Raw genomic sequence first — 25817 nt, forward strand, 5'->3', positions numbered from 1 at the left:
CGGGGTCAGATCGTCGCGGTGTCGATGACGAAGCGGTAGCGGACGTCGCTCGCCAGCACCCGCTCGTACGCCTCGTTGATCTCGGCGGCGCTGATCAGCTCGATCTCGGCACCGATCCCGTGCTCCGCGCAGAAGTCCAGCATCTCCTGGGTCTCGCGGATGCCGCCGATCATGGAGCCGGCGAGGGTCTTGCGGCCGCCGATCACCGAGAACAGGTTGAGCGCGACGGGCTCCTCGGGTGCGCCCACGTTCACCAGGGCGCCGTCGACCTTCAGCAGCGACAGCAGTGCGCCGAAGTCCATCGGCGCCGACACGGTCGAGACGATCAGGTCGAAGGTGCCGGCCAGCTCCTCGAAGGTCTTCGGGTCGCTGGTGGCGTGGTAGTGGTCGGCGCCCAGCTTCAGGCCGTCGTCCTTCTTGCGCAGGGACTGGGACAGGACCGTCACCTCGGCGCCCATGGCGTGGGCGATCTTGACGGCCATGTGGCCGAGGCCGCCGAGACCGACGACGGCCACCTTCTTGCCGGGGCCCGCGTTCCAGTGGCGCAGCGGGGAGTACGTGGTGATACCCGCGCACAGCAGCGGCGCGGCGACGTCCAGGGACAGGCCGTCGGGGATGCGGACGACGTAGTTCTCGTCGACGACGATCTTCTCGGAGTAGCCGCCGTAGGTGGGCTCGCCGTCCTTGCCGACGGCGTTGTAGGTGCCGACCATGCCCTTGAGGCAGTACTGCTCCTCACCGCGCAGGCAGTTCTCGCACTCTCGGCAGGAGTCGACCATGCAGCCGACCCCCACCCGGTCGCCGGCCTGGAACTTCGTCACGCCGGGGCCGACCTCGGCGACGACACCGGCGATCTCGTGGCCGGGGACCATCGGGAAGATCGCCTCGCCCCAGCCCTCCCGGGCCTGGTGGATGTCGGAGTGACAGATGCCGGCGAATTTGATGTCGATCAGGACGTCGAACTCGCCGACCGCGCGTCGCTCGATGGTCGTCCGCTCCAGCGGAGCCTTCGCGGCGGGTGCGGCGTATGCGGCAACAGTGGTCATGCCGGGGATCTCCTAGCGAGGGGGTTCGCGCCCGGCTCTCTTTCTGCCGGGTACGGCCTCCAGCCTGCAAGGCGGCGGCCCCGCCACCCAGACCACGGCTTTGCGTACGACGGCTGTGCGTACCACTGGCGGGGTCAGGCTCGTGGGCGTACGACCAGGAATACTGGACGCATGGAGAGCAGCGACGAGCAGCCGGACGCGGCGGTCACCGCCGGCCGGGCCCTGGACCGGCGGGCGGAGCTGAGCGAGTTCCTGCGCAGCCGGCGGGCCCGGCTGAAGCCGGAGGACGTCGGGCTGGCCGGCTTCGGGCGGCAGCGCAGGGTGCCCGGGCTGCGCCGGGAGGAGCTGGCGCAGCTGGCCGGGGTGTCGGTGGCGTACTACACCCGGCTCGAACAGGGCAATGGGCGGAACGTGTCGGCGGAGGTGCTGGCCTCGATCGCGCGGGCGCTGCGGCTGACGGAGGCCGAGCACGCCCACCTCACCCACCTGGCGAAGCCGAAGGCGCACAAGAAGAAGCCGGCGGCGCGGCAGCAGCAGGTGCGGGGGGCGCTGCGGCAGCTGCTGGACTCGATGGAGGGCGTGCCGGCGTACGTGGTGGGCCGGCGGGCGGAGATCCTCGCCTGGAACCGGATGGCGGCGGCCGTCTTCGGGGACTGGGCGCAGCTGCCGCCGGCGGAGCGGAACTGGGCGCGGCTGGTGTTCCTGCACCCGGACTACCGGGAGCTGTTCGTCGACTGGCAGCAGAAGGCGATCGACATCGTGTGCGCGCTGCGGATGGACGCGGGCTGCTATCCGGACGATCCCCGGCTGTCGGCGCTGGTGGGCGAGCTGTCCGTGAAGAGCGAGGAGTTCCGCCGGCTGTGGGCCACGCACGACGTCAGGGAGAAGAGCCACGGCGTCAAGCGGTTGCACCACCCGCTGGTGGGCGACCTGGACCTGAACTTCGAGAGTTTCCGCCTGACGGACGGCTCGGACCAGTCCCTGCTCACCTACCACGCCGAGCCGGGTTCCCCGTCGGCCGAGTCCCTGCGTCTGCTGGCCAGCTGGGGCGCCGACGCGACCCGGGCGGCGACGCGGTGAGGGGCACACCGGAGGCTGTCCTCCGGTGTGCCCCTCACCTGGGAGCGCTACGGCCTACTTGCCGAAGTACGCGTTGTAGATCGTGACCTCCGACGTGTTGCCCTTCTTGTCGGTGATCTTGGCGCGGAACGAGATCGCCTTGTTCTTCGCCGGGTTCTTGACGGTGATCTTGCCGCTCTTGACGGTGACCTTCTTGAAGTTCTTGCCGTCGTAGGAGACGTAGACGGCGAGGGACTTCAGGTTGCGGCCCGCGGCCGAGCCCTCGACGGTGACCGGGAAGGTGACCGTCCTGCCGGCCGTGACGCGGCTGTCGAGGCCGGTCGTGGCGCCGAAGTGCGGCGCGGAGGCGGGCAGCTGGGTGAAGTCGGCCGGCTTCTTGGAGCGGAAGGTCCAGGCCGCGTCGATGCGCGTCGAGGCCTCCGCCACCTTCGAGGACCGCTTGACCGAGGTGGTCAGCCTGTAGGCCGCGTCACCGGCCGGGACCTTGAAGGTCTTCCCGCCGTACAGCGGGTCGTCGTTGGAGCCGACCTTGGTGCCGTTGCGGTACAGGGTGGTGTTCGCCGAGGTGTACTGCGAGTACCCGGCGTGCTTGCCGGAGTCGGCGAACAGCGGCAGCGAGCCGAAGATCTCGTTGCCGTCCCGGAAGAGACCGGCGCCCGTGCCCACGTGCGGGCCGAAGACCGCGGTGTTGACCGTCTTGGTGTAGGTCCGGCCGGCCTTGAAGGTGAACTGGCCGAGGCCGTAGCCGATCTCGTTGACCGGGAAGCCGTCCTGGTCGACGCCGCCGTTCTGCTGGAACTCCAGCTGCCACTGGACGCCGCCGGTGGCGGACAGGTGCAGGGTGCGGGTGCCGGGCAGGTTCTGCGGGATGCTGATGGAGGAACCGCTGGAGCTGCCGGGCAGCCAGCCCACCGCGTCGATCGAGCCCTTCTTGCCCTTGGCCGCGGCGCCGAGCCGGGCCTTCACCGTGGCCAGGTCGCTCGCCTTGTAGTGCTTGGTGTAGCCGGTGGCGAGCTGCTTGACCGCGCCGCCGGAGGTGACGTCGTACTGCTCGGTCGCGCCCTTGCTCCAGTGGCCGTCCCACTGCTGGCGCAGCGAGCCGGCGGGCAGCTGCGGGCCCAGGTGGGCGGTGCGGAAGTTCTTGTACGTGTCCAGGAACCAGCCGTAGCCGTACTGGTTGTCCCCGAGCACCACGTCGAACTCGGGCGAGGCGAACCGCGACGTCAGGCCCCTGGCCGGGACGGTGATGTCCACCGGCTTGGCCTTGCGCGCGTCGATGGTGATCGTCTGCTTCTTGGCGACGGTCAGCTTCGGCTGCGCGATCCAGTCGATGCCCTTGGTGGCGTCCTGCGGGTCCGCGTAGACGGAGGTGTTGAGGATGTACGTGCCCTTGGGCGCGCGCACCTTCACCGTGCCGGACTTGTCGTACGGGTTCAGCCAGATGCCGCCGGCCAGGCCCGCGATACCGCTGAGGTCGGCGCCGTAGTTCGGGGTGGGCCTGCCGTCACGGCCGATGAACTTCAGGGTGAGGTCGTACGACTCCACCTCGCGCTGCACCGCGGCGGCCGTGCGGACGGTCTGCCCGTCGCCCGTCGCCGTCACGTACGCGGAGTAGGCGCCGTCGACGGTGCCGCCCAGCTTGGTGTCGACGGTGAGGTCGACCGCGGCCGTGCCGTGCGCCGGGACGGTCACCGTCGTCGCGCCGAGCTTGAAGAAGCCGGCCGGGGCCGCCGCGCCCTTGGGGTTGGTGGCGGTGCTGCTCAGGGTGAGCGTGACGTCCTTGTCGCCGAGGTTGCGGTACGTCAGCTTCCTGGTGGCCGGCTTGTCGTCGGTGTGCGGCCACTGCTGCACACCGAAGCTCACCGACACCGGGTCGGCGACGATCGACTGCTTGATGGCCTTGTCGACCTGGATGCGGCCGGAGCCCTGCTGGAACGGGGTGTACTTGCCGCCCTTCGCGGAGCCGGTCAGGGCGCCCTTCAGCTCGGCGTAGCCCCAGTCGGGGTGCTCCTGCTTGAGGATGGCGGCGGCACCCGCGACGTGCGGGGTGGCCATCGAGGTGCCGGAGATGGTCAGGTAGCCCTCGGGCTTCTCGCCGACCTCCTGGTCGATGACGCTGCCCTTGGCCGCCGCGGCGGTGATGTCCACGCCGGGCGCGGTGACGTCCGGCTTGATGGCGCCGTCACCGGTGCGCGGGCCGGTGGAGGAGAAGTCCGCCAGCTTGTCCTTCTTGTCGACGGCGCCGACGGTCAGTGCGGCGTCCGCGCTGCCCGGGGAACCGATCGACTGGGGGCCGTCGTTGCCCGCGGCGATCGCGAACAGGACGCCCTTCTCGGCGGAGAGCTTGTTGACCTCGGCTTCGAGCGGGTCGACCTCGGGGGTGTCGTAGCCGCCGAGGCTGAGGTTGATGACGGAGGCGCCCTGGGAGGCCGCCCACTCCATGCCGGCGAGGATGCCGGAGTCGTCACCGGAGCCGGAGTCGTCCAGGACCTTGCCGTTGAGGAGCTTGGCGTCCGGGGCCACACCCTTGTACTTGCCGCCCGACTTGGCGCCGGTGCCGGCCACGATGGAGGCGACGTGCGTGCCGTGCCCGAAGTGGTCGGTGGCGTCGGCGGCGGCGGTGAAGTTCTTGGACTCCAGCACCTGGTTCTTCAGGTCGGGGTGGCTGGTGTCCACACCGGTGTCCAGGACGGCGACCTTGACGCCCTTGCCGGTGTAGCCGGCGGCCCAGGCGGTGGGGGCGCCGATCTGCGGCACGGACTGGTCGAGCGAGGCCTTGCGGACGCCGTCGAGCCAGACGTGCGCGATGCCGGAGGCGGTCCTGTCGCCGTTGGTGACGGCGTCCCACAGCTCACCGGTGGCCTTGACCGGGGTCTGCACGGCGTCCGCGTTGAGCGCCTTCAGGCTGCGGCGCAGGGTGCCCGCGTCCCGGACGTCGGCCTTGGCGGCGGTGGCGGCGCCGCGGTAGCCGACGATGACCTTCAGGCCGTTCTTCTGGGCCTTGCGGGTGGCGGCCTTGTTGAGCTCGGTGACGTCGAACAGACGCTGGTCCAGTGTGCCGGAGGCGACCAGGCGGGCCGCGTCGGCCGGGATGACCAGGGTGTGTCCGGCGGCCTTGCGGACCTGGAAGGGTATGTGCTCACGCCCCTTGGCCCGCTCCAGGCCGACGATGCGGCCCTTGGCGTCGAGGGCGACCCGGTCACCGGTGATCAGGGTGACGTGGTGCCGGGCGGTGACGTCGGAGGCGGCGACGGCCGCCGGGGCGCCTGCGGGCTTCGCCGACGCGGGGCTGGTCATACCCGCTGCGAGGGCGACCGCTGCGGCCGTTGCCACGGTGGCCGCAGCTGCTCTTTTCACTTGTCTGCGCAAGTTCTCCCCCTGGAGATGGAGTACCGGGTGAATTCCCCGTTCACCCGGCCGGGGGCGGACTCGCATGTATGAACGTCAGCCCCCCGGGTGACGCAGTATGCCGGGGGGTGATCAGACGGCTCAATAGATGAGAGGAGGGTGAGAAAGCGCGTACGGAAACTGTTACGCGGCGGCCGGAACACCGTTACAGAACCGGGAAGTGCCGTGGCGTTCCCGGGTGTTATACGCCGTCAGGTCCCGGCGTTCTCCCGCACGGTGATCCTTCCCTTGCGCAGGGTGGCCAGGCGCGGGGCCTTCCTCGCCAGCGCGGAGTCGTGGGTGACCATGATGAAGGTCAGCCCGTGCTCCTTCCACAGGCGTTCCAGTACGTCCATGATCTCGTCCCGCGTCCCCTCGTCCAGGTTGCCGGTCGGCTCGTCGGCCAGCAGCACCTTGGGCTTCTTCACCACGGCCCGGGCGATGGCGACGCGCTGCTGCTGTCCGCCGGACATCTCGCCGGGGAGATGGCCGAGGCGTTCGCCGAGACCGACCGATTCCAGTGCCTCGGCGGCCAGTTCACGCCGTTCCCTCCCCTTGATACCGAGGGGTACGAGGGCGGTTTCCACGTTCTCCTGGGCGGTGAGGGTGGGGATGAGGTTGAACGACTGGAAGACGAAACCGATGTTCTCGCTGCGCAGCCGCGTCAGCCGCGCCTCGGTCAGTCCGGCCAGATCCGTGCCGTCCAGGACGACTTCGCCGGAGGTGGGCCGGTCGAGGGCGCCGAGCATCTGCAGGAGGGTGGATTTACCGCCGCCGGTGGGGCCCTGGATGACGAGCCTGTCCCCGTCGGCGATGGTGAGGTCGATTCCGTCGAGGGCGTGGACGGTGTCCTTGCCCCGGGTGTAGCGCTTGGTGACGTCTCTCAGTTCGTACATGGTGGCTCCGGTATCCGTTCGGGGGTGGACGCGCGCTCGGGTGCGGCCGCCGGTCCGCGGGGGCTGGGCGCGCGGTTCCCCGCGCCCCTCGGCCGGACCGGCCGGTCTTCGCCGGGGAGCCGGGTTACTCCACCCGCCTCAGCGCGTCCGCCGGGCGCAGCCGGGACGCGCGCCAGCCGCCGAACGCGCCCGCGATCAGGCCGCCCGCCACGGCGAGGCCCACCGCCAGGACGATCGTCGTCACGCTCACCGGGGCCGTGAGAGCCACCTCCAGGGTCTTGGCCGTCCGGCCTCCGGGGCCGCCCGGGAAGCCACCGCCGGCGGTGCCGGCGCCCGTGCCGCCGCCCAGCCGGGCCTTCAGTGCGGGGCTGATCGCCGTGACGGCGTAGGCGCCCGCCAGACCGAGGGCGATACCGAGGACGCCGCCGGCCAGGCCGTTGACGACGGCCTCGCCGACCACCTGCCGGGTCACCCGGCCCGACGTCCAGCCCAGTGCCTTCAGCGTGCCGAACTCGCGGACCCGGCGGGAGACCGCGGAGGAGGTGAGCAGTCCCGCCACCAGGAACGCGGCCACCAGCACGGCGAGGGACAGCCACGTGCCGACGTCGGTGGCGAGGGAGGAGGCGGTGGACAGGGAGCCGGAGACGGTGTCCGCGAGGTCGGCGGAGGTGGTGACCGTCGTTCCGGGGACGTTCTTCCGGATCGTCGACTTGACGCCGTCGATCTTCTGCGAGTCGGCCGCCTTGACGTAGACCGTGGTGACCTCGTCCTTCGCGCCGGCGAGGGTCTGCGCCCGCTTCAGCGGGATGTACAGGTCGGCCGCCGGGTCACCGCTGTCGGCGGTGGCGATGCCGATCACGCGGAACGTGACGCCCTTGACGGTGACGGTGGAGCCGACCTCGTACTTCTTGCGCTGGGCGTAGGCGGAGTCGGCCACGGCGACCCCGGCGTCGGTCTCCGTCGCCTTGAAGGTGCGGCCCCTGGTGATCTTCGAGGAGGTCAGCGGGCCCAGGGCGGGCTCGGTGACGTCGGTGCCGTAGACGGAGTAGTCGTCGACGTCGAAGTCGGCGCCGCCGCCCTTCACCTCGCCCTGCGGCCGGCCCTCCCCGCCGCGCCGGAACCCGCCGCCCGCGTCCTCCTGCTGGATCCGGCCGCGCGTGAACTGGCCGCTGACCTTGAGGACCCGCAGGCTCAGTCCGCCGACCGCGTCGAAGACCCCGGGCTGCGAGCCGACCTTGCCGACCGTGGAGACCGGCAGCGTCTGGAAGCCCTGCACCATGACGCGGTCGCTGCTCTGCTCGGCGTCGTCGTCGCCCTGCGCGTCGAAGCGGAAGCGGGGGCGCTGGGCGTCGCCGGTGGACGCCGGCGCCGCCTTGGTGACCGTCATGTCGGTCCCCAGCCCGTACAGCGACTGCAGGACCTTGTCCTGGGCCTTGCCCATGCCGTTGGACACGGAGTCGACCACGATGACCAGCGCGATGCCCAGGGCGAGCCCGGAGGCGACGACGAGGGCCGCCTTTCTGCGGCGGCGCAGTTCGCGCCTCAGGTAGGTGAAGAACATGGCCGCAAGCTAGGGACGGACCCTGATGACACGATAAGGCCGGCATAAGAGCGGCATGAGAAGGCCGCGGCCGGCCCCGCACACACCGGTGCCGCCCCTGGGGGCGGCACCGGAGGCGTGGTTGAGGAGGCGTCAGACGGCCGAGCCGGCCTTCCACTGCGCCCAGTCCATGTTCCAGCCGTTGAGGCCGTTGTCCGGGGAGACGGTCTTGTCGCCGGTGTTCTGCACGACGACGACGTCACCGATCAGCGAGTGGTTGTAGAGCCAGGCCGCCGGCGTGCTGGGGTCGTTCGCGCCCTTCTTGTCCTGCAGGCCCACACAGCCGTGGCTGGTGTTGACGTTGCCGAACACCGAGGGGGCGCCCCAGTAGTTGCCGTGGATGAAGGTGCCGGAGGTGGTCAGGCGCATGGCGTGCGGCACGTCCTTGATGTCGTACTCGCCCTTGCCGTCGTCGTCGGTGAAGCCGACCGTCGCGCCGTTCATCCGGGTCTCCTTGAACTTCTCGGAGATCACCATCCGGCCTTCGTACGTCTTGTTGTCGGGCGAGCCGGCGGAGATGGGGATCGTCTTGACGACCTTGCCGTCCTGCGTGATCTTCATCTGCTTGGTCTGCGCGTCGACGTAGGAGACCTGGTTGCGGCCGATGTGGAAGGTGACCGTCTTCTGCTGGACGCCGTAGACGCCGTCGGCGCCCTGGACGCCGTCGAGCGCGAGCTTCAGGGTGACGGTGGAGCCCTCCTTCCAGTACTCCTCCGGACGGCAGTCCATGCGGTTGGCGTTGAACCAGTGGCAGGCGACCTCCTGGCCGCTGCTGGAGCTGACCGTGATGCCCTTCTGCACGGCGGCCTTGTTGGTGATCGCCTTGTCGAAGTTGATCGACACGGGCATGCCGACGCCGACCGTGGAGCCGTTGTCCGGGGTGAAGCTGCCGATGAAGCTGTTGGCCGGGGAGACCGTGGTGAAGGAGGCGTTCTCGTGGGCTATCCGGCCCTCGGAGTCCTTGGCCTCGGCGGCGAGCTTGTAGGTGGTGGAGCGCTCCAGCTGGACGCTGGGCTTCCAGCTCTTCTTGTCGGCGGACAGCTGGCCGGCGACGGTCTTGCCGTCCTGGGTCGTCATCGTGACGCCGGTGAGGGTGCCCTTGCGCACGGTGACGGCGGCCGAGTTGTTGATCGAGGCGTTGTTGGAGCCGTCCTTGGGCGTGATCGTGATCTGCGCCTCGGACGACTTCTTGGCCGCCGCCTCGTCGACCTTGGCCTGCGAGGTGTCGCCGCTGCCGCTGCCGGAGGCGTCGTCGCCGCCGGAACACGCCGTGAGCACCAGCACACCGCCGAGCAGAGCGGACGCGGCCGCCAGGCCCCTGCGCCGCATACTGTCCGTCATCACAAGCTTCTCCATCATTGCCGAGTCGCGATAAGCCCGAGAGTCCCCGTCAAGAACCTTGAACGCTACGGCCGCCCCTCCCCGTTCCACAGACCGCGGGTCTGTGGGGCATCCCACGTCCGCGGAACGCGGTCGCGGGCGGTGCGGGTTCCGGTCCGTGCGCCCCCTGGGACGACAAAACCCCGGACGGCGGTTGCCGTCCGGGGTCATGGGTGCCCCGCGACGCTCAGCCGATGCCGTCCTCTTCCTCGTCGTCCGCCGCCCCATCATCCTCGTCCAGGTCCCAGTCGGGCGAATCGGGGTCGAAGTCGATCCGCTCGCTGGACCAGGAGGCCTGCTGGAGCTCCACCCCGGGCACCGCGTTGACCAGGTCGAACGGGTCCACGAGATAGGCCAGGGCCTCCGCGGTGTCCTCCGTCACAGCGCTCTCGGCGTGGGTCCGCTCCGCCTCGGGCAGCTCGGAGTCCTCGGCGACCCGGCGCAGCGCGGCCTTGGTCACCTCGTCGTCGTCCTGAACTTCCAGCACCAGCTCCACGCGAAGCCGTACAAACCGTGATGTGTCTTCTGCACTCATGGCGGGAGCGTACGGCCGAAACCTCCCGTGACTTTCCTGTGACCCGCGCCTTTCACTAACATCGCCCCACACGGCCAATTCGCCAGCGTCACAAGGGGATCGATATTCCGTGTCATCCGCTCGCCGTCCGCTGCTGACCGCCACCGCCGCGGGCACCCTGCTCTGCGCGCTGTGGTTCGTCCCGTCCGCGAACGCCTCGCAGGACGCCCCGGCGAGAGAGACGGCGACCGGTGCCGTCTCGACCCAGGTCACCCACGTGACGCAGGCCAGAGCGGTGACGGCGTCGACCACCGAGTCCGCGGACCAGGCGGCGCAGGAGACCGAGCTGGCCGACACGGGGGCCTTCGACACCACCCCGTACGTCATCGGCGGCAGCCTCTTCCTCGCCGTGGGCGCCGGATTCGTGGTGTATTCGGTACGCCGGGAACGCCTGGGTTTTTAATCTGCCTTGACGAACGCTTGACAGACCGCACATAGTTCGCCCATGAACAGATCATCGGGCGTGCGGCTGTGCGCCACCGCAGCTGTGAGCGCTCTGTCGCTCGCCCTCGTCACCGGGTGCGGCAACGGGGACTCGAAGGACTCCGGCACCACCTCGGGCAAGGACGCGGCGAAGCCTGCCGCGAAGACGCTGAGCGCCGCGGAGTTGGAGAAGCGGATCATCACCCAGGGCGACGTGCCCGGGCAGAAGGTCGGCGCGGTCGAGGGCGGTGTCCCCGACGCGGGCAAGGTCAGGGCCGACGACGCCCAGTGCGACCCGGTGCTGCGCGCCTTCACCGGCATCGCGCCCGGCTCCCCGGCGGCCCACACCAGCAAGATGGCCACCGAGGACAAGAAGGCCCCCAAGCCCGACGCCACCTCGCTGGAGGACGGCAAGTTCGAGGACTCGATCAACGAGTCCATGAACCTGGACGTCACCGTGGTCACCCTGGCCTCGTACGACGGTGACGGCGCCGAGCAGGGGCTGAAGTCGGTCTCCGACGCGGTCAAGGCCTGCTCGGGCGGCTTCTCCGGCGAGCAGGACGGCGAGAAGGGCAAGTTCACCAAGGTCTCCGGGGAGAAGTCCTCCGGCACCGGTGACGCGTCGGTCGCCTTCACCGCGGTCAACGACGCGGGCAAGGACGGCTCCCTGCCGCTGCACGCCGAGGTCGTGCGGCACGGGAACACCCTCGCCGTGTACACGACGATCAACATCGGCGCGATGATGAGCAAGAAGGCCTACACGGTCTCCGCTCCGGTCGTGAAGGCGCAGGCCGCCAAGCTGAAGTGACGTTCCCTCCGTGAACGTCGAGGGGCCCCGGCGACATGCTGCCGGGGCCCCTGCGCGTCTCACCGGAGGTTCACCGGAGCGGGCCGGTGACCTTCTCGACGGCCGCCACGAGGTCACCGCCGCGCACGAACGCGTCGGCGGCGGCCAGGTCGGGGGCCAGGAACCGGTCGGGGCCCGGTCCCTGGACGCCCGCGGCCCGTACGGCCTCGATGACCGCCTGGCTGGCGGGCGCCGGGGTGAGGCCCTCGCGCAGTTCGATCGCGCGGGTGGCCGCGTACAGCTCGATGGCGACGATCCGGGTGAGGTTGTCGACGGCGGTGCGCAGCTTGCGCGCGGCCGACCAGCCCATGGAGACGTGGTCCTCCTGCATGGCGGAGGACGGGATGGAGTCGGCGGAGGCCGGTACGGCGAGCCGCTTCATCTCGCTGACCAGCGCGGCCTGCGTGTACTGGGCGATCATCAGGCCGGAGTCCACACCCGCGTCGTCGGCGAGGAAGGGCGGGAGCCCGTGGCTGCGGTTCTTGTCCAGCAGCCGGTCGGTGCGGCGCTCGGCGATGGAGCCGAGGTCGGCGGCGGCGATGGCGAGGAAGTCCAGGACGTAGGCCACGGGCGCGCCGTGGAAGTTGCCGTTGGACTCGACCCTGCCGTCGGGCAGCACGACGGGGTTGTCGACGGCGGAGGCCAACTCCCGCTCGGCGACCAGGCGGGCGTGCGCGAGGGTGTCGCGGCCGGCGCCGGCGACCTGCGGGGCGCAGCGCACGGAGTAGGCGTCCTGGACGCGGGGCGCGTCGTCCTGGTGGTGCCCGGTGAGCTGTGAACCCTCCAGTACGGCGAGCATGTTGGCGGCGGAGGCGCCCTGGCCCGGGTGGGGCCGGATGGCGTGCAGCTCGGGTGCGAGGACCTTGTCCGTGCCGAGCAGCGCCTCCAGGCTGAGGGCGGCGGTGACGTCGGCGGACTTGTACAGGGTGTCCAGGTCGGCGAGGGCCATCACCAGCATGCCGAGCATGCCGTCGGTGCCGTTGAGGAGGGCGAGGCCCTCCTTCTCGCGCAGCTCGACGGGGGTGATCCCGTGCTCGGCGAGCAGCTCGCCGGCGGGCCGGACGACACCGTCGGGGCCCTCGGCGTCCCCTTCCCCCATGAGGGTGAGGGCGCAGTGGGAGAGCGGGGCCAGGTCGCCGGAGCAGCCGAGGGAGCCGTACTCGTGCACCACCGGGGTGATCCCGGCGTTCAGCACGTCGGCCATGGTCTGCGCGACCTCCGGCCGCACACCGGTGTGCCCGGAGCAGACGGTCTTCAGCCGCAGGAACATCAGGGCCCGGACGACCTCGCGCTCCACGCGCGGGCCCATGCCGGCGGCGTGCGAGCGGACGATGTTGCGCTGCAGCTGGGCGCGGAGTTCCTGGCTGATGTGCCGGGTCGCCAGGGCGCCGAAGCCGGTGGAGACGCCGTAGACCGGGTCCGGCTTGGCCGCCAGCGCGTCCACGATCTCCCGGGCCGCCGCGAGGGCCGCCACCGCCTCCGCCGACAGTTCGATGCGGGCACCGCCGCGCGCCACGGCGAGAACGTCGGACGCCGTGACACCGGACGTCCCCACCACCACAGTGTGCATATCCATATTCAGGAGCGTACGCATTGAATGCGGTGATGTCACTACTGGGGACCGGGGGCGACCCTTACCGCACGGTGTGGGGTTCGCCTCACGGCCGACGCCCGCGGAACCGCCGCCGCTCGGCCCGCGAGGGCGGCGGCTCGTCGGCCAGCCGTACGACCGGGTCGTCCGGCCCCTCCCGGCCGGCCACCACCGGCCGGTCCAGGCGCATCGCCTTCGCACGGTACTGGGCGGCGTCCGCGAGCCGGAACAGCCGGCGGGCGTCCCGCACCTCGCCGATCGGATCCCCGGTCGAGGCGACCCCGCACGCGACGCCCTCCCCCAGCTCCAGCTCCCCGGCCCGCCGGCACAGCTCGTCCGCGGCCTTCACCACGTCGTCGGCGGGCGGCCCCACCGCGAGCAGACAGAACTCGTCCCCGCCGAGCCGGGCGGCCAGCGCGCCCGGCACCATCGCGCCGCACAGCGACAGCACCGAGCCGAAGCGTTCGAGGAGGCGGTCGCCGACGGCGTGCCCCAAGGTGTCGTTGACCCGCTTCAGCCCGTTCAGGTCGCACACGACGAGACTGACGGCCACACCCTCGGCGCGGTGCCGCTCCACCGCCTCGCCCAGGCGCACGTCCACGGCCCGGCGGTTGGCGAGTCCGGTCAGGGCGTCGGTGTACGCGAGCCGGCGGGCCTCCTCCAGCCGCTCGGTCTGCGCGATGCCCGCGGCGACGACGGCGGCGAGCACGGTGGCGAAGTCGGCGTCGGCCCGTGCGAAGAGCGGCTCGCCGACCGCCCGCGCCACGTACAGCTCACCCCAGGCCCGGCCGTGCAGGACGACGGGGGCGACGACGCAGCAGCCGCGGCCCCGGCGGCGCAGGGCGGCGACGCGCTGGTGGAAGTAGCCGGGGGTGCCCTTCGCCGTACCCTCGGCCGTCTCCACCCAGGCGTTGGGCCCGCCGCCGCCGGCCCACCGCTCGTGCAGGAACTCGGTGATCTCCGGGAACTGGTGCACCGGGTAGGTCTCCGACTCGGGGAACTCCGCCTCGTCCGACGCGCGGTCCCCGACGTTCACCAGGACACGCAGCCGGCCCAGCTCCCGCTCCCACACCGACAGCGCGGCGAAGCTGCCGGCCAGCGCGCGGCAGGCGCCTCGGGCGGCGGCCTGCCAGCACTCCCGCGGGGTGTGCGCCGCCGCCATGCCCTGCGCCAGCGCCACGACCGCGGCTAGCCGCTTGTCCTCAGCCATTACTCCAGATTAGGGAGGAATGGGAGTGTCCGGGCTGTTGGTGGGGCGATCAGGTGGAATGCGGGGGTAAGGGCGCCGGCGCGGGGAGGACGGGCGCCGGCTCCCCGCGCCCGCTGCGACGCGCCGCCGGCGCCGCGAACCGTCCCGCCCCGGCCGGGGCGAGGCGCCCTACTCCCCGGGCCACTCGGGCTTGCGCTTCTCGTTGAACGCGGCCACGCCCTCCGCCCGGTCCCCCGAGAACGCCACCGAGCGCCACGCCGCGTCCTCGACCTCCAGGCCGGCCCGCAGGTCCAGCCCGTGCCCCAGCCGCAGGGCCCGCTTGGCGGCGCGCAGCCCCACGGGCGAGTTCGCGGCGATCCGCTCGCCGAGCGCCAGCGCCTCCTCCCGGTCGCGGCCGGTCTCCACCACCCGGTCCACCAGGCCCAGCTCCGCCGCCTCCGCGGCCTCCACCCGCCGTGCCGAGAAGATCAGCTCGGCCGCGCGCGCCGCACCGACCCGCCGGGGCAGCAGCTGGGTGCCGCCGCCGCCCGGGATGACGCCCACGGAGACTTCGGGCAGCCCCACCACGGCCGTACCGTCGGCCACGATCAGGTCGCAGGACAGCGCCAGCTCGAAGCCGCCGCCCAGCGCGAAGCCGTGCACGGCCGCGATCGTCGGCATCGGCAGCTCCAGCACCCCGGTGTACGCGGCCCGCGCCACCGGCCGCTGCCGTACCAGGTCGGCGTCGGTGAAGGAGTTCCGCTCCTTCAGGTCCGCGCCCACGCAGAACGCCCGCTCGTGCGACGAGGTGAGGACGACCACCCGGGCGTCCCGGTCGGCGGCCAGCGCGGAACACGCGCCCGCGAGCGAGCGGGCCATCTCCGTGGAGACGGCGTTCATCGCCTTGGGCCGGTCCAGCACCAGCTCCGCGACGTGCCCGTGCCGCCGCACCAGCACGAACTCCCCGTACCGCTCCTCGCTCATGACACCCCTCCGGTTAACGCGGGTTAACTGACCGTCGGCCCGATCATCGCAGCCGCGCCCCGTTCCGTGAAGTCCGGAGGTCCAGGCCCGTTCGCCCGTTCGAGTGACATCCCGGCCGTCTCCCCGCACATCGCCCACAGGAGCGCATAGCGTGCGCTCCGCCGCGCGCCCCCGGCGCGCGGCGGGGAGGGAATCCATGACACCGATACCTGCACAGTCCGGCGCGCAGCAGCACCGCGCGCCGGAGCGCACGCCGGGAGTACGGCGCGGACGGCACCGCAAACCCCGCCCCCGCAAGGTGCTGCTCGCGGCCGGCGGCCTGGCCCTGGCCGCCGGGGTGCTCAGTCTGGTCCGGGTCACCCCGGAGCCGGGGGCCGGCGGACCCGGCACCGCGGAGGCCGAGTCCCGCCTCGGAGCGGGCGGTACGACCCCGGACCGCTCCGCGAACACCTCGGCCACCCTCGCCGCCGCCCCCACCGCGCTGCCCTCGGCGACCTCGGTCATGGGCGGCCGGAGCCTCGCAGCCGCACCGGCCGGTCCCCCGGCTCCCACGGCGCCGCGCACGGACGCGCCGTCGCCCGGCCACACCTCCGTACCGACGGCCGCGCCGACCGCCGTACCCGGCGAGACACAGGACCCCCGCGGCACACCGCGTCCCACTCCCACGGCGTCCGCCCCGCCCCCGGCCCCCACGCCGAGCCGGACCCCCACCCCGAGCCGCACCACCGGCGAGCCGGAGCCGGGCGGGGTGTGCGTCCCGGTGATCGGCCTGTGCGTGGACGTGCTCGACGGCGGCTAGGACGGGCCGTCCGTGACCGGCGACCGGTACCGGCCGCCGGAACCGGCGTTCAGCACCGGCAGCCCGGTACCGGCGCCTACGACTGGCCGTCGCGGCGGGCGAGGAGCCACGGCTCGACCACGCCGAGCCCGCGCACCGGGCGCTGCCACATCGGCTGGAGCGCGAAGCGGTACACCGGCGGGTCCTCGCCCTCCTTCTCGGCGGCCGCGGCGGCCTCCGCCGCCTCCGCCTCCGAGGCGGGCGCCTCGCCGGTGCGGATCAGCTCCTCGGCGAAGGCACTGTCCACGAGGACGGCGTCGCGCGGGGCTATCGAGGTCAGCCGGGAGGCCAGGTTCACCGTCGTACCGAACACGTCGCCCATGCGGGTGGTCACCGTGCCGAACGCCATGCCGACCCGCAGCTCGGGCATCGTCTCGTCGTTCGCCAGCGTCTCCACCAGCCGCAGCGCGATGTCCGCGGCCGTGCCCGCGTCGTCCGCGGCGTACAGCACCTCGTCGCCGAGGGTCTTGATGAGCCGGCCGCCGCGCGCGGCCACCAGGTCGGCCGCGGTGGTCTCGAACGCCTCGACCAGCTCGCCCAGCTCCTCCTCCTCCATGCGGCGGGTGAGCCGGGTGAAGCCGACGAGGTCGGCGAAGGCGACGGCGAGCCGCCGGTCGACCATCTCCTCGTCGTCCCCGGTCTGCACGACCCGTCCGGCGGAGGCCGCGAGCTGGCGGCGCCAGACGTAGACGAGGAACTCCTCCAGCTCGGGCAGGAGCAGTTCGACGATCGGGTACGTCACCTCGGTCCGGGTCATGCCCGGCTCCGGCGGCTCGGTCAGCCCCTCCAGGAAGGAATCGATCTGCCACTCCGCCAAACGGGCGGTGGTCTGCCCGGTGGACCGGGCCACCTGCACCGCCATGGCCTCGCTGAGCAGCCCCGCCTCCACCAGACCGGCGAGGCGGCGCAGCGCCAGCACGTCGGCCTCGGTGAGGGCCTTCGCCTGCCCGATGTCCGCGAAGCCCATGGCCCGCCAGAACCGGGACGCCAGCTCCATGGAGACACCGGCGCTGCGGGCCGCCTGGAACGGGGTGTAACGGCGCTCGGCGCCCAGGATGAGCTGTTCGAGCCGCAGGGCCAGCGGGTCCTCGCCGGTGTCGGGGGCGTGGGGGTCAACCCGGCCGTCCCCGCCAGCGCCGGAGCCCGTGTCGTCGACGGTCACGCCTGCTGCCCTTCCGATCTGCCGCGGTCAGGTATCGACCGGCCTCAACTCTACGGCAGGTGTGCGCCAGCTCACTCCGTCGGGTCCGGCCGGCCGGCCGCTCCCCCGCACCGGGCACGCGGACCGGCACCGGCATCGAGCGCCCCGGGGGCAACTCCCCCGCTTCCCGCATCGAGGCAGGTCCGGGCGGTCCGGGCGCGGCCGGCCGTACCGGGCCACCGCCTCCCACGGCGGCGGACCGCCCGGTTCCCCGCGCCCTTCGGCCGGCCGTGTGGGACCCGCGATGGCGCCCCAGCCACGCACGGCGGAACGGGGGGCGTGCCGGGGGCCGCCCACAGCAGCGGTCGGCGTGTCAGCGCGGGGACCCGGGCAGCCGGCCGGTTCCGCGCCGTGCCGAGGACGGCCGCCCCCGCACGGCCCCGACCCCGAGCCCACCGCAGGCGTCACAGGCACCCCCACCCGGCCACGGATGAGCCGCAGGCACCCTCCCGCCCACACACCGCAGCCACCCGGCACCCTCACACCGCCGCACGGCACCTCAGCCCCGTCCAACACCCCTCACACCCGCCGCACGGCACCTCAGCCCCACCCGCACCGCGCGCACATGCGCCGCACGCACCCTCCCGCACCACCTGGCACCCTCACCCCACAGCAGGGCACCTCAGCCCCGCCCGCACCGCGCGCACATGCGCCGCACGAACCCTCCCGCACCACCGGCCACCCTCACCCCCACCGCACCGGCACCTCAGCCCCACCGGCACCGCGCGCACATGCGCCGGAGGCACCCCACCTCAGCGCCCACCCCCACCCAAACCCTCACCGCACGCCACCTCAGCCCCGCCCGCGCCGCACGCACCCTCCCGCACCACCCGGCACCCCTCACACCCGCGCACGGCACCTCAGCCCCACCCGCACCGCGCGCACATGCGCCGCACGCACCCTCCCGCACCACCCGGCACCCCTCACACCCGCGACGGCACCTCAGCCCCGCCCGCGCACCCCACACGCACATGCGCCGCAGGCACCCTCCCGCACCACCCGACACCCCTCACCCCCACCGCAGGCACCTCAGCCCCACCCGCACCGCGCGCACATGCGCCGGAGGCACCCCACCCCCACGCCCACCCCCACCCAAACCCTCACGCGAGCCGCACACACCGCAGACGCCCCCACCGCGCACCGCTCGCGCGCACCGCATGCGACCGTCGCCCCTCCCGCACCGCCGGCGCGCCTCAGCCACCCGGCACGACCCTCACGCGGGCCGAAGGTGGACGATGTCCCCCGCGCCCACCGGCTCCTGCACACCGTCCTCCGTGGCGATGATCAAGCGTCCGTCCCCGTCCAGCGCCACGGCCTCCCCCACCAGTGCCCGGTCCCCGGGCAACTCCGCCCGCACCACCCGCCCGAGCGTCGCGCAGCCCGCCGTGTACGTCTCCTGGAGCCCGCTCACCGAGGGATCGCCGCCCGCCGCGCGCCAGCGGCCGTACCAGTCCTCCAGCGACCGCAGCACGGCCCGCAGCAGCGGATCCCGGTCCGTCCCCCGCGCCCCGGCCAGCGCCAGCGACCCCGCCTGCGGGACGGGAAGCTCGTCCTCCCGCAGGGTGACGTTGACGCCCACGCCGATGACGACCCCGTCGTCCCCGGCCCGCTCGGCGAGGATGCCCCCGGCCTTGCGTTCCTGACCGCCCACGGTCACCAGCAGGTCGTTCGGCCACTTGAGCGCCGTGTCCACCCCCGCCGCCCTGGCCAGCCCGGTCGCCACGGCCACACCGGTCAGCAGCGGCAGCCAGCCCCAGCGGGCCACCGGCACCTCGGCGGGCTTCAGCACGACGGAGAAGAAGAGCCCCGAACGCGGCGGTGCCGTCCAGCGGCGGTCCAGGCGGCCCCGGCCGGCCGTCTGTTCCTCCGCCACCAGCACCGCGCCCTCACCCGCCTTCCCGGCGGCGGCCAGCGCGGCGAGGTCGGAGTTGGTGGAGCCGGTCCGCTGCACGACCTGGATGTCGCGGTACAGGCCCTCCTCCCGGACCAGCCCGCGCCGCAGTGCCACGGCGTTCAGAGGCGGACGGTCCAGGTCGGACCAGCGGCTGTCGTCTGATGGATTCTGCGGCGTCATGCAAGCCACCCTAGGTGTGGTAAACGACGCACTGCTGATCCGTAGGCCCGCCACTACTCTACGGATGAGTAACCGTCCCCCCTTTTGAGCAGGCAGGGAGCCGCATCCCGATGTCCGAGCCGGAAGAGCGTCACGAGATCCACGAGATCGACATCCACACGACCGCGGGAAAGCTCGCGGATCTCCAGCGCCGCATCCACGAGGCGACGCACGCCGGCTCGGAGCGCGCCGTCGAGAAGCAGCACGCCAAGGGCAAGCTGACGGCCCGTGAGCGCATCGAACTCCTCCTCGACGAGGGGTCGTTCGTCGAGCTGGACGAGTTCGCCCGGCACCGGTCCACCCACTTCGGCCTCGACAGGAACCGCCCGTACGGGGACGGCGTCGTGACCGGCTACGGCACCGTCGACGGCCGCCCGGTCGCCGTGTTCTCCCAGGACTTCACCGTCTTCGGCGGCGCCCTCGGCGAGGTCTACGGCCAGAAGATCGTCAAGGTGATGGACTTCGCGCTGAAGACCGGCTGCCCGGTCATCGGCATCAACGACTCCGGCGGTGCCCGCATCCAGGAGGGCGTGGCCTCGCTCGGCGCCTACGGCGAGATCTTCCGCCGCAACACCCACGCCTCCGGTGTGATCCCGCAGATCAGCCTGGTCGTCGGCCCCTGCGCGGGCGGCGCGGTCTACTCGCCCGCCATCACCGACTTCACGGTCATGGTGGACCAGACCTCGCACATGTTCATCACCGGGCCGGACGTCATCAAGACCGTCACCGGCGAGGACGTCGGCTTCGAGGAGCTGGGCGGCGCCCGCACCCACAACTCCACCTCCGGCGTGGCCCACCACATGGCCGGCGACGAGAAGGACGCCATCGAGTACGTCAAGCAGCTGCTGTCGTACCTGCCGTCCAACAACCTCTCCGAGCCCCCGGTCTTCCCGGAGGAGGCGGATCTCGCCGTCAGCGACGAGGACCGGGAGCTGGACACGCTCGTCCCGGACAGCGCGAACCAGCCGTACGACATCCGCACGGTGGTCGAGCACGTCCTGGACGACGCGGAGTTCTTCGAGACGCAGGCGCTGTTCGCGCCGAACATCGTCACCGGTTTCGGCCGGGTCGAGGGCCACCCGGTCGGTGTGGTCGCCAACCAGCCCATGCAGTTCGCCGGCTGCCTCGACATCACGGCGAGCGAGAAGGCCGCCCGTTTCGTGCGGACCTGCGACGCCTTCAACATCCCGGTGCTGACCTTCGTGGACGTACCGGGCTTCCTGCCCGGCGTCGACCAGGAGCACGACGGCATCATCCGCCGCGGCGCCAAGCTGATCTACGCCTACGCCGAGGCCACCGTCCCGCTGATCACCGTCATCACCCGCAAGGCCTTCGGCGGCGCCTACGACGTCATGGGCTCCAAACACCTGGGCGCCGACCTCAACCTCGCCTGGCCCACCGCCCAGATCGCCGTGATGGGCGCCCAGGGCGCGGTCAACATCCTGCACCGCCGCACCCTCGCGGAGGCGGAGGCGAACGGCGAGGACCTGGAGGCCGTCCGGGCGCGCCTGATCCAGGAGTACGAGGACACCCTCCTCAACCCCTACGTCGCGGCCGAGCGCGGCTACATCGACGCGGTGATCATGCCGTCCGACACCCGCGCGCACATCGTCCGCGGGCTGCGTCAGCTGCGCACCAAGCGGGAATCCCTGCCTCCGAAGAAGCACGGCAACATCCCCCTGTAGGTCCCTCGCCCAGCCCTGCCGACCCCGGGAGCGGTCATGAACATCAAGGTCGTACGAGGCAACCCGACTCCGGAGGAGCTGGCCGCCGCCCTGGCGGTGGTCCGCGCCCGCGCCGCGGCGGCAGCGGTGACGCCGTCCGGCGCGGAGCCCCCGAAGGACGCGTGGTCCGACCCGTCGAGGATCGCGGCCCACCGCGTGCCCGCGCCGGGCCCGGTGTCCTGGACCCGCACCTACTGGCCGAGCTGAGGGACCGCGGTGCCGGGCGCCAATTGAGTACCGGTACTCAGGCGCCCGGCCCCCACGAGGCCGCACGCTGGACGGATGCTGTGGTCAGACCCGGAGAACGAGCCGCCGAAGGAGCTGCGCGACGCGCAGGACATGCTTCGGCGGCTCGGCTTCCTCATCTCCCTGGCCATGGTCCTGATCATGATCGTGATCGGTCTGAGGTGAGCCGGGCGGCGCACCCTGACTAACCTGACCGCATGACTGCCACACAGCGCAGGCGACTCGTGCTCGCCTCCCAGTCCCCCGCCCGGCTGGCCCTGCTCCGGCAGGCCGGTCTCGCCCCCGAGGTGATCGTGAGCGGTGTCGACGAGGACGCCGTCACCGCCCCCACCCCGGCGGAGCTCGCCCTCGCCCTGGCCGAGGCCAAGGCGAGCGTCGTGGCGGCCAGGCCGGAGGTGCAGGGCGCCCTGGTGATCGGCTGCGACTCGGTGCTGGAGCTGGACGGGCAGGCGCTCGGCAAGCCGGCCGACGCCGAGGAGGCCGCCGCCCGCTGGAAGAGCATGCGCGGGCGGGCCGGTGTCCTCCAGACGGGTCATTGCGTGTGGGACACGGAGGCCAAGCGGTACGTGTCGGCGACCGCCTCCACCGTCGTCCGGTTCGGCGAGCCCAGCGACGAGGAGATCGCCGCCTACGTGGCCTCCGGTGAGCCGCTGCACGTCGCCGGCGCGTTCACCCTGGACGGCCGTTCAGCGCCGTTCATCGAGGGCATCGACGGCGACCACGGCAACGTGATCGGCATCAGCCTCCCCCTGATCCGCAGGCTCCTCGCGGAACTGGGGGTCGGCATCACGGAGTTGTGGGCGCCGGAACGGTGATCCGGGCGGGGACGGTGTCCTGCGGCTCCTCGTCCCCGTCCTGCGGCTCGTCCCCACGGCTCGCCGGCGCGGCCGCGCCGACGGGCGCGGCGCCCTGCCCGGCGTCCGGCTCGGGCTTCGCCTCCGGGTCGCCTCCCTGTCCCGGCACACCGCCGCCGGGTGCCCCGCCGTCCACGCCACCCACTCGGTCGTACGTCACCAGGAGCAGCACGATCAGCGCGAGGACGGCCATCATGAACAGGAACGCCGGCCAGCCGACCGGGCCCCAGGCGAACGCGCCGAGCAGGCCGTGCACGACGGCCGCGCTGATCAGCAGGACGCGGCCGAGGCCGGCCGGGGCGCGGTCGCGTACCGCCACGAGCACGGCCACCAGCGCGCACGCCGCGAAGTAGAGGCCGAAGACCACTCCAGCAATCTTCGAGGTCCTCGCCATAACGTCCGGATCGAGGCCGGCCAGGGACATGCCCTGGCGGTCCACGACCATCCCGAGGAACCAGTTCAGCGCAGCGATGAAGACGGCCTCCGCCAGGAGGACCACCGCCACGAACCCTGCCACCGGTCTGCGCACCACCGGGCCCCACCCACTCTCACACCGACAGCCTGTTACCCCAGGTACGTTCGGGACAGCGTGAACGCTACTAACGGGTAAACCGGGGGACAAGGGTTCGGGCACCGGCAAAGAATCATTGGGCCATTCGTAGGGACTCGACAAAGAAACAGAGTGGGCCGCAGCACGCCCTCACAGAGACCTTGGCCACATGGCAGGGCTAGGGTTTTCCGAAGGAGTCCTGCGTACCGAGGTGCGACATGGGCTTTGGCGGGTCGAGCGAGCCTCGTATCACGCTCCGTGTGGGCAAGCTCACCACGGGGGACGGGTCGAAGTGACGTGTCGGCAGTCCCTAAACTCGGCTTGTTTCAAGGAGGGAGCCTCAATCGTGCGCAAGGTGCTCATCGCCAACCGTGGCGAAATCGCTGTCCGCGTGGCCCGGGCCTGCCGGGACGCCGGGATCGCGAGCGTGGCCGTCTACGCCGACCCGGACCGGGACGCTCTGCATGTCCGCGCCGCGGATGAGGCGTTCGCCCTGGGCGGTGACACCCCGGCGACCAGTTACCTGGTCATCGACAAGATCCTGAACGCCGCGCGCGAGTCCGGCGCGGACGCGGTCCATCCGGGGTACGGCTTCCTCTCGGAGAACGCCGACTTCGCCCAGGCGGTGCTGGACGCGGGCCTGATCTGGATCGGCCCGCCCCCGCAGGCCATCCGCGACCTGGGCGACAAGGTCGCCGCCCGGCACATCGCCCAGCGCGCCGGCGCCCCCCTGGTCGCCGGCACCCCCGATCCCGTCTCCGGCGCCGACGAGGTCGTGGCCTTCGCCCGGGAGCACGGTCTGCCGATCGCGATCAAGGCCGCCTTCGGCGGCGGCGGGCGCGGTCTGAAGGTCGCCCGGACCCTGGAGGAGGTCCCGGAGCTGTACGAGTCGGCGGTGCGTGAGGCGGTGGCCGCCTTCGGCCGCGGCGAGTGCTTCGTCGAGCGCTACCTGGACCGCCCCCGGCACGTGGAGACCCAGTGCCTGGCCGACAAGCACGGCAACGTGGTCGTCGTCTCCACCCGTGACTGCTCCCTGCAGCGCCGCCACCAGAAGCTGGTGGAGGAGGCTCCGGCGCCGTTCCTGTCCGAGGAGCAGGTCGCCGAGCTGTACCGGGCCTCGAAGGCGATCCTGAAGGAGGCCCGCTACGAGGGCGCCGGTACCTGCGAGTTCCTCGTCGGCCAGGACGGCACGATCTCCTTCCTGGAGGTCAACACCCGTCTGCAGGTCGAGCACCCGGTGACCGAGGAGGTCGCCGGCGTCGACCTGGTCCGCGAGATGTTCCGCATCGCCGACGGCGAGGAGCTGGGGTACGGCGACCCGGTGCTGCGCGGTCACTCGTTCGAGTTCCGGATCAACGGCGAGGACCCGGGCCGCAACTTCCTCCCGGCCCCCGGCACGGTCACCCGGTTCGACCCGCCGTCCGGTCCCGGCGTCCGCCTGGACGCGGGCGTGGAGTCCGGCTCGGTCATCGGCCCGGCGTGGGACTCCCTGCTGGCCAAGCTGATCGTGACGGGCCGTACCCGCAAGGAGGCCCTGGAGCGGGCCGCCCGCGCGCTGGACGAGTTCCAGGTCGAGGGCATGGCGACGGCGATCCCCTTCCACCGCGTGGTGGTGCGGGACCCGGCGTTCGCTCCGGAGCTGACCGGCTCCGCCGACCCCTTCACGGTCCACACCCGCTGGATCGAGACGGAGTTCGTCAACGAGATCAAGCCGTTCGCCGCACCGGCCGACGCCGAGGCGGAGGAGGACCTGGGCCGCGAGACGGTCGTCGTCGAGGTCGGCGGCAAGCGCCTGGAGGTCTCGCTGCCGTCCTCGCTGGGCATGTCCCTGGCCCGCACGGGCCTCGCGGCCGGCGCCAAGCCGAAGCGCCGCGCGGCGAAGAAGTCCGGCCCCGTCGCCTCCGGCGACACCCTCGCCTCCCCGATGCAGGGCACGATCGTGAAGATCGCGGTCGAGGAGGGCCAGGAGGTCCAGGAAGGCGACCTGATCGTCGTCCTGGAGGCCATGAAGATGGAACAGCCCCTCAACGCCCACAAGGCGGGCACCATCAAGGGCCTGACCGCCGAGGTCGGCGCGTCCCTGACCTCGGGCGCCGCGATCTGCGAGATCAAGGACTGACGGCACGCTTCACAGCGACGCCCGGTGGACCGGCCTCGGTCGGTCTGCCGGGCGTTCCGCTTGTCGCCCGGGGGGCGCGGTGTCCCGGAGCCCTACGGGGCACGGGCACCCGCGCCCTCAGCGCCGCCGCAGATCGGCGACCCGCCCCCGCTCGGGCGCCGCGGGCTCACCCAGCCCCGCCCCGGAGCGCAGCGCCATGCCCCTTCTCGGCCCCGGGAGCGGAGCGCGACGCGCCGGGGCCTGTTCACCCCCCGGAGACGCTCCGCCCGCCCCCGTCACGGCGATCTGCACGCCCTGGTCGGCGAGCGCCTGCAGCTCCGTGGCGGCACGGTCGTCGTGGGCGGGCGGCTCGTCGGTGACCAGCCGGGTGATGAGGTCCGTCGGCACGGTCTGGAACATGGTGTCCGTGCCGAGCTTGGTGTGGTCGGCGAGGACCACGACCTCCGCTGCGGCCTGGACGAGGGCGCGGTCGACGGACGCCGAGAGCATGTTGGAGGTGGACAGGCCCCGCTCGGCCGTCAGGCCGCTTCCGGAGAGGAAGGCCTTCGACACCCGCAGGCCCTGGAGGGACTGCTCGGCGCCGGAGCCGACGAGGGCGTAGTTGGAGCCGCGCAGGGTGCCTCCGGTCATCACGACCTCCACCCGGTTGGCATGGGCCAGCGCCTGGGCCACCAGCAGGGAGTTGGTGACGACCGTGAGGCCCGGCACGCGCGCGAGGCGGCGGGCCAGCTCCTGCGTGGTCGTACCGGCTCCCACCACGATCGCCTCGCCTTCTTCGACGAGGCCCGCGGCGAGGTCGGCGATGGCCGTCTTCTCGGCGGTCGCGAGATGAGACTTCTGCGGAAAGCCGGACTCCCGCGTGAACCCGCCCGGCAGTACCGCACCGCCGTGCCGGCGGTCGAGGAGTCCTTCGGCCTCCAGTGCGCGCACGTCCCGCCGTACGGTCACTTCGGAGGTCTGGACGACGCGGGCGAGCTCACGGAGCGACACGGCACCGTTCGCTCGCACCATTTCGAGGATCAATTGGCGACGTTCAGCAGCGAACACGAAACTGACAGTAACCCCAGCGACCGTCTGCTTTCAGCAGTTTGCGCCGAATAGCAGAAGTTGTTCGCATGGTGGGGCGGGAAGTGGTATAGGCCCCGCCCGCCCCAACTATGCCGTCCGCACTCGCC

At 72.1% G+C, this 25817-nt stretch carries 22 protein-coding genes; 9 read left to right on the forward strand and 13 right to left on the reverse strand.

Features of this window, described 5'->3' with window-relative positions:
• Positions 1-5 precede the first annotated feature (5 nt).
• Positions 6-1046: an NAD(P)-dependent alcohol dehydrogenase gene (locus ACZ4VF_RS17465; RefSeq protein ID WP_467926812.1), complete on the reverse strand. Its 1041-nt coding sequence runs from the start codon at positions 1044-1046 to the stop codon at positions 6-8.
• Between the two features lie 171 nt (positions 1047-1217).
• Between ACZ4VF_RS17465 and ACZ4VF_RS17470 the strand changes: the two genes are divergently transcribed.
• Positions 1218-2126: a helix-turn-helix domain-containing protein gene (locus tag ACZ4VF_RS17470; RefSeq protein ID WP_467926813.1), complete on the forward strand. Its 909-nt coding sequence runs from the start codon at positions 1218-1220 to the stop codon at positions 2124-2126.
• Positions 2127-2180: 54 nt separating this feature from the next.
• On the opposite strand, the gene ACZ4VF_RS17475 is transcribed toward ACZ4VF_RS17470, so the two are convergent.
• From ACZ4VF_RS17475 to ACZ4VF_RS17495, 5 genes are all read right to left on the reverse strand, one after another.
• Entirely contained in the window at positions 2181-5483 is a 3303-nt protein-coding gene (locus ACZ4VF_RS17475; protein ID WP_467926814.1) for a S8 family peptidase, read from the reverse strand.
• 242 nt (positions 5484-5725) lie between these two features.
• Positions 5726-6409, reverse strand: coding sequence for an ABC transporter ATP-binding protein (locus tag ACZ4VF_RS17480; RefSeq protein ID WP_467926816.1), 684 nt, complete (start codon positions 6407-6409; stop codon positions 5726-5728).
• A gap of 124 nt (positions 6410-6533) precedes the next feature.
• The gene (locus tag ACZ4VF_RS17485; RefSeq protein ID WP_467926817.1) at positions 6534-7970 is read right to left on the reverse strand and encodes an ABC transporter permease; all 1437 of its coding nucleotides are present in this window, start codon (positions 7968-7970) and stop codon (positions 6534-6536) included.
• A 132-nt stretch (positions 7971-8102) separates the two neighbouring features.
• Positions 8103-9350 (reverse strand): L,D-transpeptidase, encoded by a 1248-nt coding sequence (locus ACZ4VF_RS17490; RefSeq protein WP_467926819.1) that lies wholly within the window; start codon positions 9348-9350, stop codon positions 8103-8105.
• A 226-nt stretch (positions 9351-9576) separates the two neighbouring features.
• Complete coding sequence (locus ACZ4VF_RS17495; RefSeq protein WP_467926820.1) at positions 9577-9924, reverse strand: hypothetical protein; 348 nt, start codon at positions 9922-9924, stop codon at positions 9577-9579.
• A gap of 109 nt (positions 9925-10033) precedes the next feature.
• Between ACZ4VF_RS17495 and ACZ4VF_RS17500 the strand changes: the two genes are divergently transcribed.
• Both ACZ4VF_RS17500 and ACZ4VF_RS17505 read left to right on the forward strand, forming a co-directional pair.
• Positions 10034-10366 (forward strand): hypothetical protein, encoded by a 333-nt coding sequence (locus ACZ4VF_RS17500; protein WP_467926821.1) that lies wholly within the window; start codon positions 10034-10036, stop codon positions 10364-10366.
• A 42-nt stretch (positions 10367-10408) separates the two neighbouring features.
• The gene (locus ACZ4VF_RS17505) at positions 10409-11194 is read left to right on the forward strand and encodes a hypothetical protein (protein ID WP_467926822.1); all 786 of its coding nucleotides are present in this window, start codon (positions 10409-10411) and stop codon (positions 11192-11194) included.
• A 70-nt stretch (positions 11195-11264) separates the two neighbouring features.
• Here the strand turns inward: ACZ4VF_RS17505 and hutH are convergent, their stop codons facing one another.
• The 3 genes from hutH to ACZ4VF_RS17520 form a co-directional block, all read right to left on the reverse strand.
• Positions 11265-12803, reverse strand: a complete 1539-nt coding sequence (gene hutH, locus ACZ4VF_RS17510; protein WP_467927362.1) for a histidine ammonia-lyase — start codon at positions 12801-12803, stop codon at positions 11265-11267.
• An 88-nt stretch (positions 12804-12891) separates the two neighbouring features.
• Complete coding sequence (locus tag ACZ4VF_RS17515; protein WP_467926824.1) at positions 12892-14034, reverse strand: GGDEF domain-containing protein; 1143 nt, start codon at positions 14032-14034, stop codon at positions 12892-12894.
• A 168-nt stretch (positions 14035-14202) separates the two neighbouring features.
• Positions 14203-14997: an enoyl-CoA hydratase/isomerase family protein gene (locus ACZ4VF_RS17520; protein ID WP_467926825.1), complete on the reverse strand. Its 795-nt coding sequence runs from the start codon at positions 14995-14997 to the stop codon at positions 14203-14205.
• Between the two features lie 196 nt (positions 14998-15193).
• Between ACZ4VF_RS17520 and ACZ4VF_RS17525 the strand changes: the two genes are divergently transcribed.
• On the forward strand, positions 15194-15796 hold the full coding sequence (locus tag ACZ4VF_RS17525; protein WP_467926827.1) for a hypothetical protein: 603 nt from the start codon (positions 15194-15196) through the stop codon (positions 15794-15796).
• Between the two features lie 76 nt (positions 15797-15872).
• On the opposite strand, the gene ACZ4VF_RS17530 is transcribed toward ACZ4VF_RS17525, so the two are convergent.
• A complete protein-coding gene (locus ACZ4VF_RS17530; protein ID WP_467926828.1) occupies positions 15873-16997 on the reverse strand; it encodes an adenylate/guanylate cyclase domain-containing protein in 1125 nt (374 codons plus the stop codon).
• A gap of 1252 nt (positions 16998-18249) precedes the next feature.
• Positions 18250-19110, reverse strand: coding sequence for a biotin--[acetyl-CoA-carboxylase] ligase (locus tag ACZ4VF_RS17535; protein WP_467926829.1), 861 nt, complete (start codon positions 19108-19110; stop codon positions 18250-18252).
• A 110-nt stretch (positions 19111-19220) separates the two neighbouring features.
• Here ACZ4VF_RS17535 and ACZ4VF_RS17540 point away from each other — a divergent pair, with 110 nt between their 5' ends.
• From ACZ4VF_RS17540 to ACZ4VF_RS17555, 4 genes are all read left to right on the forward strand, one after another.
• Complete coding sequence (locus ACZ4VF_RS17540) at positions 19221-20834, forward strand: acyl-CoA carboxylase subunit beta (protein WP_467926830.1); 1614 nt, start codon at positions 19221-19223, stop codon at positions 20832-20834.
• Positions 20835-20870: 36 nt separating this feature from the next.
• On the forward strand, positions 20871-21080 hold the full coding sequence (locus tag ACZ4VF_RS17545; protein WP_467926832.1) for an acyl-CoA carboxylase epsilon subunit: 210 nt from the start codon (positions 20871-20873) through the stop codon (positions 21078-21080).
• A 75-nt stretch (positions 21081-21155) separates the two neighbouring features.
• On the forward strand, positions 21156-21284 hold the full coding sequence (gene mmpB / locus ACZ4VF_RS17550; protein ID WP_467926833.1) for a morphogenic membrane protein MmpB: 129 nt from the start codon (positions 21156-21158) through the stop codon (positions 21282-21284).
• Between the two features lie 32 nt (positions 21285-21316).
• Positions 21317-21934: a Maf family protein gene (locus ACZ4VF_RS17555; RefSeq protein ID WP_467926834.1), complete on the forward strand. Its 618-nt coding sequence runs from the start codon at positions 21317-21319 to the stop codon at positions 21932-21934.
• On the opposite strand, the gene ACZ4VF_RS17560 is transcribed toward ACZ4VF_RS17555, so the two are convergent.
• Complete coding sequence (locus ACZ4VF_RS17560) at positions 21906-22490, reverse strand: hypothetical protein (protein ID WP_467926836.1); 585 nt, start codon at positions 22488-22490, stop codon at positions 21906-21908. The genes ACZ4VF_RS17555 and ACZ4VF_RS17560 overlap by 29 nt on opposite strands.
• A gap of 379 nt (positions 22491-22869) precedes the next feature.
• Here ACZ4VF_RS17560 and ACZ4VF_RS17565 point away from each other — a divergent pair, with 379 nt between their 5' ends.
• Positions 22870-24642 carry an acetyl/propionyl/methylcrotonyl-CoA carboxylase subunit alpha gene (locus ACZ4VF_RS17565; RefSeq protein ID WP_467926838.1) on the forward strand — a complete coding sequence of 591 codons (1773 nt, stop codon included), beginning with the start codon at positions 22870-22872 and terminating at the stop codon, positions 24640-24642.
• A gap of 117 nt (positions 24643-24759) precedes the next feature.
• On the opposite strand, the gene ACZ4VF_RS17570 is transcribed toward ACZ4VF_RS17565, so the two are convergent.
• Complete coding sequence (locus ACZ4VF_RS17570) at positions 24760-25689, reverse strand: DeoR/GlpR family DNA-binding transcription regulator (RefSeq protein ID WP_467926839.1); 930 nt, start codon at positions 25687-25689, stop codon at positions 24760-24762.
• Positions 25690-25817 lie beyond the last annotated feature (128 nt).

Source organism: Streptomyces sp. NPDC029151 (assembly GCF_055564315.1).

Bases quoted from the DNA above. Each gene is read 5' to 3' on its own strand.
- ACZ4VF_RS17465 (WP_467926812.1), bottom strand. From the start codon at position 1,046: ATGACCACTGTTGCCGCATACGCCGCACCCGCCGCGAAGGCTCCGCTG.
- ACZ4VF_RS17470 (WP_467926813.1), top strand. From the start codon at position 1,218: ATGGAGAGCAGCGACGAGCAGCCGGACGCGGCGGTCACCGCCGGCCGG.
- ACZ4VF_RS17480 (WP_467926816.1), bottom strand. From the start codon at position 6,409: ATGTACGAACTGAGAGACGTCACCAAGCGCTACACCCGGGGCAAGGAC.
- ACZ4VF_RS17485 (WP_467926817.1), bottom strand. From the start codon at position 7,970: ATGTTCTTCACCTACCTGAGGCGCGAACTGCGCCGCCGCAGAAAGGCG.
- ACZ4VF_RS17490 (WP_467926819.1), bottom strand. From the start codon at position 9,350: ATGACGGACAGTATGCGGCGCAGGGGCCTGGCGGCCGCGTCCGCTCTG.
- ACZ4VF_RS17495 (WP_467926820.1), bottom strand. From the start codon at position 9,924: ATGAGTGCAGAAGACACATCACGGTTTGTACGGCTTCGCGTGGAGCTG.
- ACZ4VF_RS17505 (WP_467926822.1), top strand. From the start codon at position 10,409: ATGAACAGATCATCGGGCGTGCGGCTGTGCGCCACCGCAGCTGTGAGC.
- hutH (WP_467927362.1), bottom strand. From the start codon at position 12,803: ATGCACACTGTGGTGGTGGGGACGTCCGGTGTCACGGCGTCCGACGTT.
- ACZ4VF_RS17515 (WP_467926824.1), bottom strand. From the start codon at position 14,034: ATGGCTGAGGACAAGCGGCTAGCCGCGGTCGTGGCGCTGGCGCAGGGC.
- ACZ4VF_RS17520 (WP_467926825.1), bottom strand. From the start codon at position 14,997: ATGAGCGAGGAGCGGTACGGGGAGTTCGTGCTGGTGCGGCGGCACGGG.
- ACZ4VF_RS17525 (WP_467926827.1), top strand. From the start codon at position 15,194: ATGACACCGATACCTGCACAGTCCGGCGCGCAGCAGCACCGCGCGCCG.
- ACZ4VF_RS17535 (WP_467926829.1), bottom strand. From the start codon at position 19,110: ATGACGCCGCAGAATCCATCAGACGACAGCCGCTGGTCCGACCTGGAC.
- ACZ4VF_RS17540 (WP_467926830.1), top strand. From the start codon at position 19,221: ATGTCCGAGCCGGAAGAGCGTCACGAGATCCACGAGATCGACATCCAC.
- ACZ4VF_RS17545 (WP_467926832.1), top strand. From the start codon at position 20,871: ATGAACATCAAGGTCGTACGAGGCAACCCGACTCCGGAGGAGCTGGCC.
- mmpB (WP_467926833.1), top strand. From the start codon at position 21,156: ATGCTGTGGTCAGACCCGGAGAACGAGCCGCCGAAGGAGCTGCGCGAC.
- ACZ4VF_RS17555 (WP_467926834.1), top strand. From the start codon at position 21,317: ATGACTGCCACACAGCGCAGGCGACTCGTGCTCGCCTCCCAGTCCCCC.